The 16,123-nt window shown below is 53.2% G+C and carries 17 protein-coding genes; 4 read left to right on the top strand and 13 right to left on the bottom strand.

Going from position 1 to position 16,123, the window contains the following annotated elements; genetic code table 11:
* Positions 1–85: 85 nt before the first annotated feature.
* From B4113_RS21055 to rnjA, 3 genes are all read left to right on the top strand, one after another.
* The gene (locus B4113_RS21055) at positions 86–214 is read left to right on the top strand and encodes a hypothetical protein (RefSeq protein ID WP_255358743.1); all 129 of its coding nucleotides are present in this window, start codon (positions 86–88) and stop codon (positions 212–214) included.
* 142 nt (positions 215–356) lie between these two features.
* Positions 357–572, top strand: a complete 216-nt coding sequence (locus B4113_RS16645) for a DNA-dependent RNA polymerase subunit epsilon (RefSeq protein ID WP_033022097.1) — start codon at positions 357–359, stop codon at positions 570–572.
* Positions 569–2,236 carry a ribonuclease J1 gene (rnjA, locus tag B4113_RS16640; protein ID WP_033843438.1) on the top strand — a complete coding sequence of 556 codons (1,668 nt, stop codon included), beginning with the start codon at positions 569–571 and terminating at the stop codon, positions 2,234–2,236. The genes B4113_RS16645 and rnjA overlap by 4 nt, the downstream gene beginning before the upstream one ends.
* 272 nt (positions 2,237–2,508) lie before the next feature.
* Here the strand turns inward: rnjA and B4113_RS16635 are convergent, their stop codons facing one another.
* The 10 genes from B4113_RS16635 to fadH all read right to left on the bottom strand — a co-directional run bounded on the left by B4113_RS16635 (position 2,509) and on the right by fadH (position 10,958).
* Positions 2,509–3,171, bottom strand: coding sequence for a TrkA family potassium uptake protein (locus tag B4113_RS16635; RefSeq protein ID WP_033843437.1), 663 nt, complete (start codon positions 3,169–3,171; stop codon positions 2,509–2,511).
* 759 nt (positions 3,172–3,930) lie between these two features.
* Complete coding sequence (locus tag B4113_RS16630) at positions 3,931–4,173, bottom strand: YkuS family protein (protein ID WP_033022091.1); 243 nt, start codon at positions 4,171–4,173, stop codon at positions 3,931–3,933.
* A gap of 45 nt (positions 4,174–4,218) precedes the next feature.
* Positions 4,219–5,355, bottom strand: coding sequence for an N-acetyldiaminopimelate deacetylase (locus tag B4113_RS16625; protein WP_033843436.1), 1,137 nt, complete (start codon positions 5,353–5,355; stop codon positions 4,219–4,221).
* 58 nt (positions 5,356–5,413) lie between these two features.
* Positions 5,414–6,124, bottom strand: coding sequence for a 2,3,4,5-tetrahydropyridine-2,6-dicarboxylate N-acetyltransferase (dapD, locus tag B4113_RS16620; protein ID WP_033022086.1), 711 nt, complete (start codon positions 6,122–6,124; stop codon positions 5,414–5,416).
* A gap of 73 nt (positions 6,125–6,197) precedes the next feature.
* Positions 6,198–7,070 (bottom strand): LysR family transcriptional regulator, encoded by an 873-nt coding sequence (locus B4113_RS16615; protein ID WP_033843435.1) that lies wholly within the window; start codon positions 7,068–7,070, stop codon positions 6,198–6,200.
* Between the two features lie 97 nt (positions 7,071–7,167).
* The gene (gene cbpB, locus B4113_RS16610) at positions 7,168–7,644 is read right to left on the bottom strand and encodes a cyclic-di-AMP-binding protein CbpB (protein WP_033843434.1); all 477 of its coding nucleotides are present in this window, start codon (positions 7,642–7,644) and stop codon (positions 7,168–7,170) included.
* Positions 7,645–7,745: 101 nt separating this feature from the next.
* Positions 7,746–7,943, bottom strand: coding sequence for an antirepressor AbbA (gene abbA, locus B4113_RS16605; protein WP_033843433.1), 198 nt, complete (start codon positions 7,941–7,943; stop codon positions 7,746–7,748).
* Positions 7,944–8,241: 298 nt separating this feature from the next.
* Complete coding sequence (locus B4113_RS16600; RefSeq protein ID WP_033022077.1) at positions 8,242–8,475, bottom strand: hypothetical protein; 234 nt, start codon at positions 8,473–8,475, stop codon at positions 8,242–8,244.
* A 50-nt stretch (positions 8,476–8,525) separates the two neighbouring features.
* Complete coding sequence (locus B4113_RS16595; protein WP_033022074.1) at positions 8,526–9,743, bottom strand: EAL-associated domain-containing protein; 1,218 nt, start codon at positions 9,741–9,743, stop codon at positions 8,526–8,528.
* Positions 9,744–10,190: 447 nt separating this feature from the next.
* Entirely contained in the window at positions 10,191–10,958 is a 768-nt protein-coding gene (gene fadH, locus B4113_RS16590) for a 2,4-dienoyl-CoA reductase (RefSeq protein WP_033022072.1), read from the bottom strand.
* A 477-nt stretch (positions 10,959–11,435) separates the two neighbouring features.
* On the opposite strand from fadH, the gene B4113_RS16580 reads away from it, so the two are divergent.
* Positions 11,436–11,870 (top strand): YkyB family protein, encoded by a 435-nt coding sequence (locus B4113_RS16580; RefSeq protein WP_033022070.1) that lies wholly within the window; start codon positions 11,436–11,438, stop codon positions 11,868–11,870.
* A 180-nt stretch (positions 11,871–12,050) separates the two neighbouring features.
* Here B4113_RS16580 and B4113_RS16575 read toward each other — a convergent pair whose 3' ends face one another.
* From B4113_RS16575 to B4113_RS16565, 3 genes are read right to left on the bottom strand one after another with little or no spacing between them, the layout of a single operon-like run.
* Entirely contained in the window at positions 12,051–13,454 is a 1,404-nt protein-coding gene (locus B4113_RS16575; protein WP_061912744.1) for a glycosyltransferase, read from the bottom strand.
* Entirely contained in the window at positions 13,454–14,479 is a 1,026-nt protein-coding gene (locus B4113_RS16570; protein WP_033843428.1) for a HEAT repeat domain-containing protein, read from the bottom strand. The genes B4113_RS16575 and B4113_RS16570 overlap by 1 nt, the downstream gene beginning before the upstream one ends.
* Positions 14,480–16,111, bottom strand: coding sequence for a diguanylate cyclase (locus B4113_RS16565; RefSeq protein WP_061912689.1), 1,632 nt, complete (start codon positions 16,109–16,111; stop codon positions 14,480–14,482).
* Positions 16,112–16,123 lie beyond the last annotated feature (12 nt).

The following is a 16,123-nucleotide window of genomic DNA, read 5'->3' as shown; positions in this document are numbered from 1 at the left end:
TGAAAAACAAGCCCTTGTCTACATATCATATATAATAGAACATTTACTTTCGCCACAAAATGAGTACAATAAAAGGTAAGGAGTGATGAAACATGTTGAAAAAGCTGAAAAAAAAGCTGCTTCAACAGTGGAAAGATCTGCTCCGAAAAAAATCAATCGCCTAACCGCTACAACGACAGCCCTTCCGCTTGAAGGGCTTCTTTTCCCACTTTGACGAATGAAACGGCCGATGTTCGTCAAAGATGTACATATCGTCGGCCTGTTTTTTTGCTTTTTGCAACAAAACACATGAAAATGGCATTCCATTCCTATATAATAAATAAAGCAACGATTGCACGATAAGGAGAGATTTTGCGATGATTTTCAAAGTGTTTTACCAAGAAAACGCGGACGAGGTGCCCGTAAGAGAAAAAACAAAAACGCTCTATATCGAAGCAGAATCAGAGCGGGAAGTACGCCGAAAGCTCGATGGCCGTTCGATCAACATCGAATATATTCAGCCGTTAGAGGGAGCGCATTTAGACTACGAAAAGAAAAGCCCTAATTTTCAAGTATTGGAGACGTCATCATGAAACTATTGACAGACGAACAAGTTGGCGTTTTTGCCCTCGGCGGACTGGGTGAAATCGGCAAAAATACATACGGCGTACAATTCCAAGATGAAATTATCGTGATTGACGCGGGCATCAAGTTTCCGGAAGATGAGTTACTCGGCATCGATTACGTCATTCCCGACTATTCGTATTTAGTAAAGCATGCCGACAAGGTGAAAGGGCTGTTCATCACCCACGGGCACGAAGACCACATTGGCGGCATTCCGTACTTGCTCCGGCAGGTGAACATCCCGATTTACGGCGGCAAACTGGCGCTCGGGCTGATTCGCAACAAATTGGAAGAGCACGGGTTGCTGCGCCAAGCAAAGCTTATTGAAATTCGCGAAGACGATGTCATCCGCTTTCAAAAAACGGCCGTTACCTTTTTCCGGACGACACACAGCATTCCGGACAGCTACGGCATCGTCGTCAAAACGCCGGTTGGCCAAATCGTCCATACCGGAGATTTCAAATTCGACTTTACTCCCGTTGGCGAGCCGGCCAACTTGACAAAAATGGCCGAAATCGGGAAAGAAGGCGTCCTTTGCCTCATGTCGGACAGCACAAACAGCGAAATTCCGCATTTTACGATGTCCGAACGGCGCGTCGGCGAAAGCATCCACGACATTTTTCGCAAAGTGGAAGGGCGCATCATTTTCGCCACTTTTGCTTCCAACATCCATCGGCTTCAACAAGTGACGGAAGCGGCTGTCGCCAACAACCGGAAAATCGCCGTCTTCGGCCGCAGCATGGAAGCGGCCATTGAAATCGGACAAGATCTCGGCTACATTAAATGCCCGAAAGGCACGTTCGTCGACGCGAACGAAATCAACCGCCTGCCAGCGCATCGGGTGACGATTTTGTGCACCGGCAGTCAAGGGGAACCGATGGCCGCCTTGTCGCGCATCGCGAGCGGCACGCACCGGCAAATTCAAATCATCCCGGGCGACACGGTCGTCTTTTCTTCATCGCCGATCCCGGGCAACACCGTGAGCGTCAACCGAACGATCAACATGCTATACCGAGCCGGCGCCGAAGTGATTCATGGGCCGCTCAACGATATCCACACCTCCGGGCACGGCGGACAAGAAGAGCAAAAGCTGATGATCCGGTTGATGAAGCCGAAATATTTCATGCCGATCCACGGCGAATACCGGATGCAAAAAATGCACGCCAAGCTCGCCATCGACTGCGGCGTGCCGGAGGAAAACTGCTTTATTATGGACAACGGCGAAGTGCTCGGCATCAGCGACAAAGAAGCGCGCATCGTCGGCAAAATTCCGTCCGGTTCGGTCTACATCGATGGCAGCGGCGTCGGCGACATCGGCAACATCGTCTTGCGCGACCGCCGCATTTTGTCAGAGGAAGGGCTCGTGATCGTCGTCGTCAGCATCAACATGAAAGACTTTAAAATCGCCGCCGGCCCTGATATTATCTCTCGCGGCTTCGTCTATATGCGCGAATCAGGCGATTTGATCAACGAAGCGCAGGCGCTTATTGCCAAACATCTCGCGAAAGTGCTCGAACGAAAAACGAACCAATGGTCGGAAATTAAAAATGAAATTACCGAAACGCTCGCCCCGTTCTTGTACGAGCGGACAAAACGGCGGCCGATGATTTTGCCGATCATCATGGAAATCTAACAGGTTGGCGAAAAATCGCCATTTCCCTTGATCGGTGATTGTAGCGGGGGAGGCAACAACGGTTTCTACTTGAGAAACGATGCCGAGAAGCGGTTAGGCGAGTCAATCGCCAGCCTCCTAAAAAAGGATTGTGGCATCCGCCGACTACTTTCAGATCAATATCGAAAAATAGAAAAGCAAGTGGAGAGAACGAATCGTTTTCTCCACTTGCTTCATTATTAGGGACTGATCGGACAGCCCTTTTTTTCGCTGCCGACGTCTCCGATTCACCGTCACCCGACGACTTCTTCCTCAAATCGGTCGATGTCGCTGTCGGCGCCGATCACAACCAACACATCGCCTTTGCGGATGATTTCCGAGGCGAGCGGCGACACGATGACGCTCGCCCCGCGCTTGATGGCGACGATGTTGATGCCGTAGCGGGCGCGAATATCGAGTTCCAAAAGCGAATGACCGTCAAGCCGTTGGCTCGCCACGATCTCGACGATGCTATATTGATCAGAGAGCTCCAAATAATCCAACACGTTGTTGGAAATCAAATTATGGGCAATCCGTTCGCCCATATCCCGCTCCGGGTGCACGATTTGATCGGCACCGATTTTTTTCAGCACTTTCTCATGATAGTCATTGGTCGCCTTGACGGTAATATGGTCGACACCGAGCTCTTTTAAAATGAGCGTCGTTAAAATGCTCGCCTGAATATTGTCGCCGATCGCGACAATGACGTGATCAAAGTTGCGGATCCCTAAGCTTTTCAGCACGTTTTCATCGGTCGTATCACCGACGACGGCGTGCGAAGCGATGGATGCAAACTCGTTCACCCGATCCTCATCAATGTCGATGGCGAGCACTTCCATTCCTTGTTCGCTCAATGTGCGGCAAATGCTTCCGCCAAAACGCCCGAGTCCGATGACGGCAAATTGTTTCTTTTTCATCGTTTCTCCTCCATCGTTCGTCAATTCATCGTTCTTCGCTCCTATTGTACCAAAAAATGCGGCCACTGACGCAAGATAGGGGGCGGTAGGTAACCGAATGCTTTCTCCCTATTGTACCAAAAATGCGGCCACTGACTGCTGTTTCCGCCTAGGGGGTGAAAGACCATCCTCTTGGCCGCCAGAAGTCAAAACCGCCATGCGTCCGCACTGACAACGAGGCAAAATCAAAGCGAACTAGGAGTCCGGTGATTTCGAGCAAAATACTGCTGAGTTCCCCCCATTTTTCAATGAGAGAAACCTTACAAAATCAGCTTTCCTTTCCGTGAAAATGCCGTCCTGACGCGGATTTTCATCCCCGGGTGGAGGGCAAACCATTGCCCATGGATCATGCCGCCAATTGGTGTGACAGCGGTTTTTCACCGGCTTTCTAGACGGTTGGTGAAAACCATTGGTTTCCTTTAGTTGACGAAAAAAGTTTGCATTGTTGCAAGGCTTTTCTATTTGAGAAACAATGCTGGGAAGCAGTTGCGCGAGTAAATCACCGGCCTTCTAGGAGACCGGTGATTTAAGCGGACAAGCCGTTTATCAAACCCGTTTTTCAAATAGAAAAGCCTCATCGCATCACGATCGCCTTTCAAACGATCCCCCATTGCTCAAAAGAAACAACCGTTTTTCACCAGCCTCCTAGGTGTCGAGAGCCTAGCCGCTTGGCGCACAAAAAACCGGGCTGTCAGCGCGCCTAGCCCGGTTTTTGGATCATCAACGAAGTTTTTCTTCAACTTTTTGGCAAATCTCTTCCGCGCTGAGCCCGCTCGCTTCCACCACCGGGCCGGACGTGACCGCGTTTTGCATGCCGGCAACGTTTGCATCCAAACCGGTAATGACGCAGCAGTCGCAACCTTTTGCGTCTTGCTCCCCACGGAGGGGCACAACGTCATGCCCTCGTTCTCTCAACGCTTCTTGCACATCAGTCAGCGATGGCTCAACACCAATTTTCGCCATCCCACTCCACCTCCTCACCCATAATGTGCCTTGTCAGAGGTGGAACTATACTTCTGAATTCCCCTTCCAAGAAAAATAGTCGATCAAAAACGCAATCGCGCGGTCGATCGCTTCCTCGTTCGGAGCGAGTTTGGCATGGTGCAGCCCGTATGGCGACTCAACGCCGAGCCAAAACATAAAACCCGGGATGTCGGCCAGCATGTAGCCGAAATCTTCGCCGGTCATCGCCTCCTTGCAACTGATGACATTCACGCCGCCGTGCGCCGCAGCAAACTTCATAAATTCCGCTGTCAGCTCCGGATCGTTGTACACTTGATGGTACATCGCCCCGTAATCAATAGCGGCTTCACATTCGTACGCGACTTCAACGCCGTGCACGATCGCTTCAATCCGCCGTTTCACCTTCTGCATCGCCGCGGCCGACAGCGTCCGAATCGTTCCCTCGAGCCGAGCGCGCTCGGCGATGACGTTTTGCACCGTCCCGCCGGTAATTTTCCCGATCGTAATGACCGCGCTGTCAAGCGGGTCGACGTTGCGGGCAACAATCGACTGCAGCTGCGTCACCAACGCGCAAGCGGCGACGACCATGTCATTCGCCAAATGCGGAAACGCCGCGTGGCCGCCTTTTCCCTTCAAGTCGATAAACAGCTCCGACGTATTGGCAAACAGCAGCCCTTCTTTCGTTGCGATCGTGCCGACCGGATATTCCGGGGCAATATGCAGGGCAAGGATCATATCCGGCTTCCATTCCTGCATGATGTCGCTTTCGATCATCGGCTTGGCCCCGCCCGGTCCTTCCTCCGCCGGCTGGAAAATAAACAGCAAGTCATCTTGAATTGGATGATGAGCAAAATGGGTGAGCACGCCAAGGGCGATGCTCATATGGACATCGTGGCCGCACGCATGCATGCAGCCGTCATGCGTCGACCGATACGGCAAGCCCGTCTCCTCGCGAATCGGGAGCCCATCCATATCGGCGCGGTAGCCGATCGTTTTGCGCGGTGACGTTCCGTTGACTTTGACAAAAATTCCGGTTTTCCACGTCCGGACTTGAAGCCGCTCTTGCGGCAACGATTGGATATAGCGCAGCAAATAGTGCTGCGTCTTAACCTCCTGAAACCCAAGCTCCGGGATTTGATGCAAGTCGCGGCGAATGGCGACAAATCGGCTGATCGCTTTCATCATCTTCTCCTCCATGGGAAAAAAGCTGTCCTCATCAAGGGACAGCCTTTGTTGTGATTTATAATTGGCGAAGCTCTTGTTTCATCTCCGTTTTCGCTCGCGTTTGCTCGTCGATTTGCTTAATGACGCGCGCCGGCACGCCGGCGACAACCGTATACGGCGGCACGTCTTCGACGACGACCGCGCCCGCAGCGACGACCGCCCCTTTGCCGACGGTGACGCCTTCTAAAATGACGGCGTTCGCCCCGACAAGCACATCATCTTCAATGACAACCGGCTTAGCCGATGGCGGCTCGATCACGCCCGCCAACACGGCACCAGCACCGATATGGCAGTTTTTCCCGACCGTCGCCCGGCCGCCGAGCACGGCGTTCATGTCGATCATCGTTCCTTCGCCGACGACGGCGCCGATGTTGATCACCGCTCCCATCATAATGACGGCGTTGTCGCCGATTTCGACATGGTCGCGGATGATCGCTCCCGGCTCGATGCGCGCCTTGATGCCTTTCAAATCCAAGAGCGGAATGGCCGAGTTGCGGCGGTCGTTTTCGACGACATAGTCTTCGATTTTGTCTTGATTCGCCTCGATGGCGGCTTGAATGTCTTGCCATTCGCCAAACACGATGCCGACGTTGCCGGTCATAAACGTTTTCGCGCTTGGGCCGAAATCGATGCCATCAAGCTCTCCTTTTATGTATACCTTCACAGGCGTGGATTTTTTGCTGTTTTGAATAAACGAAATGATTTCATTGGCGTCCATCATCTTCATGGGCGACATCCTCCTTTGCAGCTGTATTCTTTTTTACTTTAGCAAACGAGAGTTCATCGTGACAAGCATAAATTCACGGGACAAAACGGCGCAGCACCTTTTCGAAGGCTTGTACTTGCGGAAGCTGCCACGCCGCTTCCGAGCTGATCAGCCACGTATCTCTCGTCATTGGCTCACCGCGCTTATTTTTTAACGGTATCATATGAACAACATATTGTTCGCGGTCATCTAAAGCGATTTCCGGTAAAATCGCATAACCAACGCCATGATAAGCGAGCTGTTTGCACGTTTCAATTTGATCGACCATCACTGTGCGCGCCGGCAAAGCTTGAAATTGTTCATGCCACCATTGTTGAATATGCAGCGAATAAGTCGAATCACTTTTAAATTGAATGAACGGGCGCTCGGTGTGGCGCAGTTGCTCCAAATCGTGAATTTCTTGGTCGACCAAATAGAGCTGATCGGTAAATAGCCGCGTCGCGATCCCGCTCCAGTTCGGCTCTCCGCGAACAATCCCAAGCTGAAACCGATTTTCGTACATATGACTTAGCACTTCGCTTGTCCATCCCGTCGTCAACGAAACGTTGACATCCGGATATAATTTGATGAATGTTTTTAAAACGGGGGGCAGCCAATGCTGGGCAACAATGGACGTGACCGCTATCGTTAACGTCCCGCTGATTTGTCCGACCCGTCGTTGGATCTCCTCTTTGACTCGCTTCGTTTTCTGCACGGTTTCTTTCGCCAGTTGGACGATTTTTTCCCCCTCTGGCGTTAACAGCAACCCTCGCGGAGACCGGATAAATATTTTCACATTCCAGCCCGCTTCGATCGCCTGCAGCCGTTGAGACAACGCCGACTGCGTCACATACAGCCGGGCGGCCGCTTTCCTCATATTCAATTCTTCCGCCAAAACGGCGAGGATTTCATACTCTGAACTGTTCAAAACGATCCTCCTTTTCCTTTCCGCCTCGGCGGGGGACGATCGCCGAGGCGATGGTCGGAACGAACGATAACCATGTTGCAGATGGCGACTTTCTTACTCATTGTTCAGCTTCTTTTCGGTCTGTCTTCCGGCCGCCGTTAGATTTATGCAACTGTTTATTCAGTTGTTTCAATATCTCCCGGCGAGTGAAAATGCCTGCAAAGTAGCCATCATCATTTTCGACGCAGACGAACGGATGGTTGACAATGAGCCCGATGGCTTTCGTCAGGCTGTCGGTAAGCCGCAGGCGCGGAATGTTTCGGTTCATCACGTCTTCCACTTTCATCGTTTCGAGCCGTTCGAATTCGATGCGCTCCAATCCTAAAATCGCGTCCATGATCATCGTTATGCTGATCAGCCCTTGCAGCTTGTAGGATGTATCCAACACCGGAATCGCTGAATAACCGGTTTTAGTGAGAACGAGCAGCGCGTGATCCAAATAGTTTTCCGGCTGGACGTGCGCCACTTTATCCGCAGAAATAAGAAATGGTTTGACTGTCATAGGAACTGCCTCTTTGTCTTTCAACCATGTCATACCGTTGTTCCGCCTTTCTCTGTTTGTCTTCTCCTCTCCCTCATCATCATATCATAAAAAAGACTATCGCTTCTTGCCAAGCGATAGCGCGAGACAATCTTTTAAGTTTCTTCAGTACACAGACGGTCATATAAGCGCAACAGCTGCCGGTATCGTTGTTCATCGGCTTTTTTATCACCGTTTTCGATATCCGCCAGCTCGGAACGGACGAGCTCTAGCGCATATTGCTGACTGAACAACACGTCAAGCAACAGCATCGCTTCCTCGCCCGACAGCTCCGGCGGCAGCCGCTTGGCCATCTCCATTCCCCCTTTGCCTCTTCCGCTTCCATATATATTCGCCGGCCACGAAAAAAAGTCATGGAAAAAAGCGTCATGTAGAGGCAAACAGAAAGAGGGTGTCCCAAGGATCGGGATCCCTCTTTCGTTGCACTATATACGTGCTGGCTGCCTCTGCCGCACGATCGATTGTGCCGATCGTGAAAATACCTGCCGGTCGAAAATGGGCAAAGGGATTTACATCCTTCTGATGATGACGAAATTGTTTCGTCAAGGAATTCATCTTGAAGACGTCAACCTTTTGGGCCAGCCTCTTTGTTCAATAAGATCGGAGCGCCAAATACCCGATGGCAAACGCGGCGAGCAAAGCAGCGAGCACGTAGGCGAGAAGCATCGGATTGCGCAAATAAGCATGTTCCTCCACCGGTTTCGGAATCGGCCCGTCAAGCTCCCCTTGCCAGCGCTGCTGGCGGCCAAGGCGAACTGTATAAACGAATCCGATCACTGCAATCAAGACGGACAAAATCGATAAGATAAAGGCAAGCTGTGCCATCTTCGTTCACCTCATCTATACTTTGCCGCACCGAGGAGATTTTATACGGTTTAATAATGAGCATCGTGCTCAAACAAATAGCTGTACGACAAGTCGATGAACAAATAATGGCGCTCATCGATCGGGTACGAATACGTCCGAATCGTTTCGCCCGTTTCGATGTCCGTATACAAATCGGACAAAATGCCTCTTCGGCGCGAGCGCATCCGAATAATGTTTTCCAAAAAATACGGGCGCCAGCTCCAATTTTTCATATAGTACTGCGGCTCCAATGTCCAGCGCCCATCGCGCTTGAACATATTGCCCGACTGCTGAAAGCCGTCTTCATCACAAACGTAAATGCGGAAGCAAACGTCATCCAGCTCATCGGCCAACAGTGAAATGAGTTCGTTGAAGCCGCCCGCTTTTTTGTATTTGCCAAGCAGCGCAGCAATTCGTTGCTGAAACTGTTCGGAAATGTGATACAGCGTCTCAAGCTTTTTCTTTTCCTGCTGAATGAAGCGATGGCACTCTTTTCGCAGCAAGTCTTTCAGCAAATCGCGCGGCACGACTTCAGGCCCCGGTTTTGCCAAATAATATCCTTGATAATAGCGGCCGCCATGCCGCCAAGCGTATTGGAGCTGAAAGGAAGTTTCGATATCCTCATACAACAGCGTCGCTCCGATTTTGCGCGCTAGCAACGAAATGGAGTGAACGATTTCTTGGTAAGCTTGGTGGACCGATGTTTTCCGCAATTCGTGCAAATCGATTTTTAAAATGTCAGGCGACAACACGCCGATTCGCTCGAGATGAATGCTATGTTCGGCGATATTGTCAACCGCCACGCGAATGCCATAGGTGCGAATGTACGTCAACAGGTGGCTGAGTTGATCCAAATCGCCTTTAAAATGCTGCTCGTTGATTTCCAACACGATGCGGTCAAGCGCCAGCCCTTTGGCTTGATAAGCAAAAAGCAGCTGCAAAAACGATTCGCCGCGGTCAAGCATCAACAAATTGGCGTCACGGTTGAAAAAGATGAGCAGGGCTTCGTCATCGAGCGACAAAAAATAATCAAGCGCCTTTTTAGTAATCACATCATCGACTTCCATGCGAAACTCTTCCGGAATCGTCTCATCGTGGAAAAACGGACCGAGGCTGACCGGCCCTTCCTCGGTTTGAAAACGCCCGAGCACTTCATATCCGATGACTCCATGCTCATCGGCGCTGAAAATCGGCTGGTAGTGCGGAACGACTTGCGACAAGTTGGCCATCACGTCTAATGCATCCATTTGCGCTCACCTCATTCTCGTCGACCATCTCTGCTTTTATTATAGCACAACGGCTTCGTCGTTCCTGACGGAAAAACAGCGACCGGAACAGACTGTCCTCCTCCCCACCAAACTCGAAACAAAAAGCCTCCCATCCGTTGCGACAAAAAGGATGAGAGGCACGGTTTGGACGCGGATCCGCGCGCTGTCAGCGCGCCGTCGCTTTCGCTTAGCGCTCACCCGCCACCTGCGCTTCGCTTGGAGGCGGAAGCTTCAAGCGGCTTGTGCGTGTTGGCCGAACGGCAAGCCGCACACAAGAACCCTTTACGCTTTCCTTCGCTCGGAAGCGTCCGTTCGAACAATAACCACATCGGTCGGCAATCGTCAACCGACATGTATCCCCCCACCTCCTCATTGGGCGTTGTCCCGTCCATTCCTTGAGGTGGGAGGCTTCGGTCGGAAATGACGTTAAAACGGCCGTCGATTGAGCCATTGGCCGCCGTCGACGGTGATGCAAGCACCGTTGATGTAAGCGGCTTCATCGGAAAGCAGAAACGAAGCGACCGCCGCGATTTCTTCCGGCGTTCCGAGCCGCCCGAGCGGCACGCTTTCCAACGTCATCCGCTCCGCTTCTTCCGACTCCCAAAGCCGCTCCGCTCCTCCGGTGCGCTCAATCGGCCCCGGAGCGATGGCGTTGACGCGAAACCCGTATTTTTTCCCCCATTCGACCGCAAGCGTGCGCGTCATCGCCAACACCCCGGCTTTGGCGCAGGCGGAATGAATGACTCCGGCGCCGGCATGCCACGCGTACGTCGCGATGATGTTGATGATGTTCCCTTTCAAACCGCGCTGAATCCAGTAGTTTCCCACTTCCCGACTGCAGTAAAACGTGCCGTTTAACACGATGTTGATGACGCTGTTCCAGCCGTTGATCGACAACTTTTCCGCCGGACAAATAAAGTTGCCGGCCGCGTTGTTGACGAGGGCATCAATGCGGCCAAACTCGGCGTCAGCCCGCGCGACCATGTCGGCGACTTGCTCCGGGTTGCGCACATCCATCGGGACGGCAAGCACGCGCCCACCGCCGGGCGTTTCCATTTCCCGCTTCGCCTCTTCCAGCGCTTCCGCCCGCCTTCCCGTAATGACGACGTCCGCCCCTTCAGCGACAAACCGCTTCGCCATATACTTGCCCATTCCGCTCGACCCGCCGGTCACAATGACGACCTTTCCATTCATCGTTTTTCCCCTCCTGTGAGTGATGATTCATTCATATTTTCATCATACTACATAATCATTGAATATTCGATATTTTTCTCTGGTTGTCCTTCTCTTTCCTTTTTCGTTATAATAAAACTGCTTATGAAAGGACGGCGACATTATGCCTCACATGGAACCAACCTATATGAACCGACGCGCGTTTTTCAAAAATGGGGCGCGCACTGGCCCCACGGCCGCATTGACGGCGTCTTCCTCCTTTGGTGACGCGCGCTGGAGTGCCGCTCCGTTTCTCGCCCCGCCGGAACTGACCGTTTTTCGCTCGCCTGCCGGTGAGCGTTGGCGAGTCAGTGATCGAAAGCCGCTCAAAGAAAGAGGGGACATAGCGGCTTTTTGGGTTGCAAACGAACAAACGCCGTCGTTGCCCGTCCCTTTCGAAAAAGAAGCCAAGCCGGGCGTCCGTATGCTATAATAGAAAGAAAAAAAGGAGATATGCCGATGAAACCATTGCAATTGTCGGTCGACAATATCGCCAAAGCCATTTTTACGGTCAACCGCCACGCCAAAACGGCATTAAACCCTTCGTTTCTTTATCTGCTCAAGAAAAAAGCCATCGAAAAACTGCTCGCAGAAGGCAAGGCAAAAAAGGTCGGCCTCCATTTTTCCCGCAACCCAAAATACAGCCAACAGCAGTCGGATGTGCTCGTTGCCGTCGGCGATTACTATTTCCACATCCCTCCGACAAAACAAGATTTCGCCGTCCTCCCGCATCTTGGCGCACTCAATGATTCGTACCGCAATCCTCCGGCTCGCATGCCTTTGTCGGAAGCCAAGGCCATTCTCATCGCCTACACCGGATTGAACGAGCCGTTGGAGCGGGCCCCAAAACGGGCGACCAAACCCGTGTTTAGGCGGCTCGGCGACCGCTATTGACCAAAGAACGCTCTCAATGCCCATCGCGATGACAGACCGCTTTGCTCAGACTCCCCTCCGTTCATGTCCTTGATTTCCGATGAAAAAGGGGGTCCCGCTGCTTGGGACACCCTTTTCTTCATGGCGGGGAATTCACGAACCGAACCGTGAACCATGCCAGCGGCAACACCTCAAGTCCGATTAAGCGGACACCCCTTTTCGTTTCATGCTTCCCCATTGCTTTTGCCAGCGAAACGCATCGATGATCCCTTCGCACCGCCACCATGCGGTCAACGGACGGTACCAAAACGTCTCCGTCAATGAAAAGAAAAACAGCCGAACCAAATCCGAGACGTTCGGAAACTTCCGCTCCGTCCATTCCTCAAGCAGCACTGCGGCCGCTGACAAAAGCGAGCCATACAAAACAGAAACAGTCAACAAAAGAAGAGCAAACTCGATGTAGATGGTGCCGAAACACAATGAAAGGATGATCACCATATACCCCACCAGTTCAACGACCGGGCCAAGAAGCTCAATAATCCAAAAATACGGGAGCGACAAAAGGCCGATCGAGCCGTATTTCGGATTGAACAACAAGGCGCGATGCCGCCACAGACTCTCAAGCAGCCCACGATGCCAACGCCGCCGCTGCCGCCGCAAATCGCGGTACGTTTCCGGCGCCTCTGTCCAACAAACGGGATCTGGGATGTAGATGATTTTTTTCGGCTCGTTTTTTTCCCGGGCCAGCCGATGCAGACGGACGACCAGCTCCATATCTTCACCGGCTGTGTCGGCATACCCTCCAGCCTCAATCACCCACGGTTTGGAAAAGACGCCAAACGCCCCGGAGACGATCAGCAGCAAGTTATGACGACTTAAACCAAGGCGGCCGAGCAAAAACGCCCGCAAATATTCAATCGTCTGCATCACTACGAGCGGCTGCCGCGACAACCCAACCTTGACAATCTCACCACGTTCAATCTGACAGCCGTTGGCGACCCGAATCGTCCCTCCGGAGGCGATGACCTCGCCATCGGATTCGAGCATTGGCTTCATCACTTTCAAAAACGCGTGCCGTTCCAAAACCGAATCGCCGTCAATGGAACAAATATACGGATAGCGGGCAGCGTTGATGCCGGCATTCAGCGCGTCAGCCTTCCCCCCGTTTTCCTTGTCAAGAACAAACAAATGCGGATAAGCCGGCGATTGATAAATCGCTTTGACTTCTTTTGTCGCCAGTTGGCGGCGAATGACGAGATAGACCGGGCGAAGTTCGAAATGTTCGATCAGCCGCTCGAGCGTCCGGTCTGTGGAACCGTCGTTAATGACGATCACCTCGTATTGCGGATATTCAATGGCGAGCAAGGAGCGAACCGAACCGACGATGCCGGCTTCTTCATTATAGGCAGGCACAAGAATGGACACCGGCTTGGCGTAGCTGGCTTCAAGCAGCTCTTCATACGGCTCCCAGTCGTCAAGCCGATGGAGGCGGCGCAAATGCCAAAACGACACGACAAGCAAAAACGTATAAAAAGCGACTACCCCGATCATATAAACAAGCACCGCGTTCCCAATGAACGATACAACCGACTGCCAGAACGCCATCATCCTTCCCCGCCTTCCAACCATTGTCGGGCCATATCGCGAGCATAACGGTCATCGGCTTGCTGAGCCGCCCGGTTCAACGCGATGCGGCCACCAGGGAGGCGCGCGAGAGCGGCAGCGGCCTCCGCACGAACCGCAAAGGAGCGGTCGGACAGCCGTTCATACAAAAGCGGAAGCAGCCGTTCTTCGCGGCATCGACCGGCAAGGCGGGCGGCCATCAACCGTTCCTGCCAGTGCGGGGAACTTAGATGGTGCGCAAGCTGACGCGCATGAAGCGGCGCGCCGATTTCCGCCATGGCCTTGAGCGCGCGGACACGGATTTCCAGCTCTTCCGATGCCAGCCGCTCTTGCAAAAACGACTGTTCCTGACGGCGGCGGATGCCGATGATGTCGATCAATGCATATTGGCCTGCCGGCGGGAGCTCGGCAAACCGCCTTTTTACTTGTTGGAGCAGCCTTTCGCTCATATGGCCAAAAATGACGCGGTACGCAAATTCCGTCAGCTCATGTTTCGGTTGAAGCACGTACACGACAACCGGGCGGTAATCAAATTTGGCGAAAATCGTCAATATTTTTACCACTTCCCCTTTGGTAGCGATCCGGGAGCGATATAACCGCTCGATGTCGGCTAGCAGCGCCTTCATCTGCAAATCTTCAATGAAAAACAGCGCGTTCATTCTCTCTCCCCAATGTCGACTTGCCAACCGGCGGCGCAGCCAGCCTTCAAAATATTCTTCGGCAAACGCCCGAATCCTTGCCTGCACTTGCTCCCCTTTCAACAGCGCGGCAAAATCGTCCAGCAGCTCAAGCAGCGCCTCTCGCTCCAGCAACGAAGCCGGCCAAGGGGGCTGTTCCTCATCGCCAAGCAAGTAGCGGAGCAACGGAAGCCGAAGCTGTTCCTTGCCAGCGCGCAGCACCGCTTGGCGCCGGTTTTCCCGCCGCTTGCGCACCATCAAATACGCAAACACCGCGGTCAACGTTCCAAACAAAAAGAAGGTGAGGGAAACGGCAACCTTCAGCGCCATTTACGAATCGAGCCCCCTCAGCAGCCGGCGCAGCCGCGCCTCCAGCTCAAGCCATTTGAACGGCTTGGTCACATATTCATCCACCCCGCGCTCCAACGCATGGGCAATTTCCCGCTCATCGTGGCGCGATGTCAACATCATCACCTTGCATCGCTTCCGCTCTTGGCGGAGGCGTTCAAGCACCTCTAGACCGTCCATTTTCGGCATCACCCGGTCGAGAATCACAATGAACCGCCGACCGTCTCGGTACAGCGGGGACTGCAAAAAGGAAAGCCCGTCGCCAAACTCCTCAATGTCCACTTCCCGCTGTTGTTCAGCCGCCAACTTGCGAACAAGATCAGCAATGACCGCCCGCGCCAGTTCATCATCATCGACAATGGCCACCGCCCACCGCCGCCTGCCCGTTCGCCGGCGCTGGCTTCGCTCTTGGCCGCTATCGTGAGGGGCGGACGGCGCGCCAGCTTCCTCGATGCGATTGCCGCCCTTCTTTTTCGCTTCGTACAACGCGGCATCAGCGAGACGCAGCCAATGATCGAGCGATTCATCAGCTTGATCGCATTCCACCAAACCGGCAGAAAACGTGCACGACAGCCGGAACCCGTCAGCTACGATTTCTTCGCCTTCGAACTGGTGCCGCAGACGCTCAAGCACCGCCCGCGCTTCCTGTTTCGACGTTTGGGCCAGCCAAACGATGAACTCTTCTCCGCCAAAACGAATGACGGTATCCAGGCCGCGCGTATGCTGAAGGAGCACATCAGCCAGTTTCTTTAACACGGCGTCGCCGACCAAATGGCCGAAGCGATCGTTGATCTGTTTGAAATGGTCGAGGTCTAGGAGCGCTAAACAACTCGGCGTGCCGGAACGTTCCAAATCGCTGCGGAGGCGGGCATACACGCGCGGCAAATATTTCCGGTTATAGACGCCTGTCAATTCATCTACCAATACAAGCTCATCAATTTTTCTCTTTTTTTCAATCAACCGGCGGATGCGGATAAACAGCTCATCGGCGGCCGTCGGGGTCACGACATCATCGGCGCCGAGCTCATAGCATTTCAACTGCGTCTCTTTCCGCCCATCGGCGCTGATGACCACAACGGGAAGATACGGGTGCCGTCCGGCGTTCTCCAACAAACTAGCCAACGCAGAAGGTTCCCCGTCTTCCTCGCTAAGACTGACCACGAGGCAGTCCGGACTAAGACAAATGATCGAAGCCGCCGCCTGCTCGAGCGACGGCACCGTGAGCAGCCGCCATGGCGCGGCATCCAGCGCGCGGCAAAGATACGTAAAAAACAGCGGATCATTTCCGCACAGGAGGATCGTCGCTTCCGATTCCTGTTCGCTTTTGATGAGAGGGAGCGGAAAGGGCGTTTCCTTCTCTTCATAGAAACAGCGAAGAAGAGGAGCGATCTCCACCAGCGCTTCTTCAGCCGTCCATTCCTTCTCTTTGCCGCTGTTCACCTGACGGCTCAACCGTTCGGCCTCGGCGGCGATGTCAGGCCGTCCGATCACGGTTGCCGCCCGGCCAACGGCGCGCAAAAACCGGGCGAATTCCCGGCTGGTCAGCGGTCCCGCCTTCCATCGTTCGTACTGCTCCTTCATGCGTGCCAATAACAACGCGGTCGATCGATCCACGCTCCCCCTCCT

The sequence above is a fragment of the Geobacillus sp. B4113_201601 genome (genome assembly GCF_001587475.1).
Taxonomy (GTDB): Bacteria; Bacillota; Bacilli; order Bacillales; family Anoxybacillaceae; genus Geobacillus; species Geobacillus icigianus.
Note: the sequence above shows the minus strand (reverse complement) of the source record. Positions and strands in the feature narration are given on the sequence as shown.

Bases quoted from the DNA above. Each gene is read 5' to 3' on its own strand.
- B4113_RS21055 (WP_255358743.1), top strand. From the start codon at position 86: ATGAAACATGTTGAAAAAGCTGAAAAAAAAGCTGCTTCAACAGTGGAA.
- B4113_RS16645 (WP_033022097.1), top strand. From the start codon at position 357: ATGATTTTCAAAGTGTTTTACCAAGAAAACGCGGACGAGGTGCCCGTA.
- rnjA (WP_033843438.1), top strand. From the start codon at position 569: ATGAAACTATTGACAGACGAACAAGTTGGCGTTTTTGCCCTCGGCGGA.
- B4113_RS16635 (WP_033843437.1), bottom strand. From the start codon at position 3,171: ATGAAAAAGAAACAATTTGCCGTCATCGGACTCGGGCGTTTTGGCGGA.
- B4113_RS16630 (WP_033022091.1), bottom strand. From the start codon at position 4,173: ATGGCGAAAATTGGTGTTGAGCCATCGCTGACTGATGTGCAAGAAGCG.
- B4113_RS16625 (WP_033843436.1), bottom strand. From the start codon at position 5,355: ATGAAAGCGATCAGCCGATTTGTCGCCATTCGCCGCGACTTGCATCAA.
- dapD (WP_033022086.1), bottom strand. From the start codon at position 6,124: ATGAAGATGATGGACGCCAATGAAATCATTTCGTTTATTCAAAACAGC.
- cbpB (WP_033843434.1), bottom strand. From the start codon at position 7,644: ATGACATGGTTGAAAGACAAAGAGGCAGTTCCTATGACAGTCAAACCA.
- abbA (WP_033843433.1), bottom strand. From the start codon at position 7,943: ATGGCCAAGCGGCTGCCGCCGGAGCTGTCGGGCGAGGAAGCGATGCTG.
- B4113_RS16600 (WP_033022077.1), bottom strand. From the start codon at position 8,475: ATGGCACAGCTTGCCTTTATCTTATCGATTTTGTCCGTCTTGATTGCA.
- B4113_RS16595 (WP_033022074.1), bottom strand. From the start codon at position 9,743: ATGGATGCATTAGACGTGATGGCCAACTTGTCGCAAGTCGTTCCGCAC.
- fadH (WP_033022072.1), bottom strand. From the start codon at position 10,958: ATGAATGGAAAGGTCGTCATTGTGACCGGCGGGTCGAGCGGAATGGGC.
- B4113_RS16580 (WP_033022070.1), top strand. From the start codon at position 11,436: ATGAAACCATTGCAATTGTCGGTCGACAATATCGCCAAAGCCATTTTT.
- B4113_RS16575 (WP_061912744.1), bottom strand. From the start codon at position 13,454: ATGGCGTTCTGGCAGTCGGTTGTATCGTTCATTGGGAACGCGGTGCTT.
- B4113_RS16570 (WP_033843428.1), bottom strand. From the start codon at position 14,479: ATGGCGCTGAAGGTTGCCGTTTCCCTCACCTTCTTTTTGTTTGGAACG.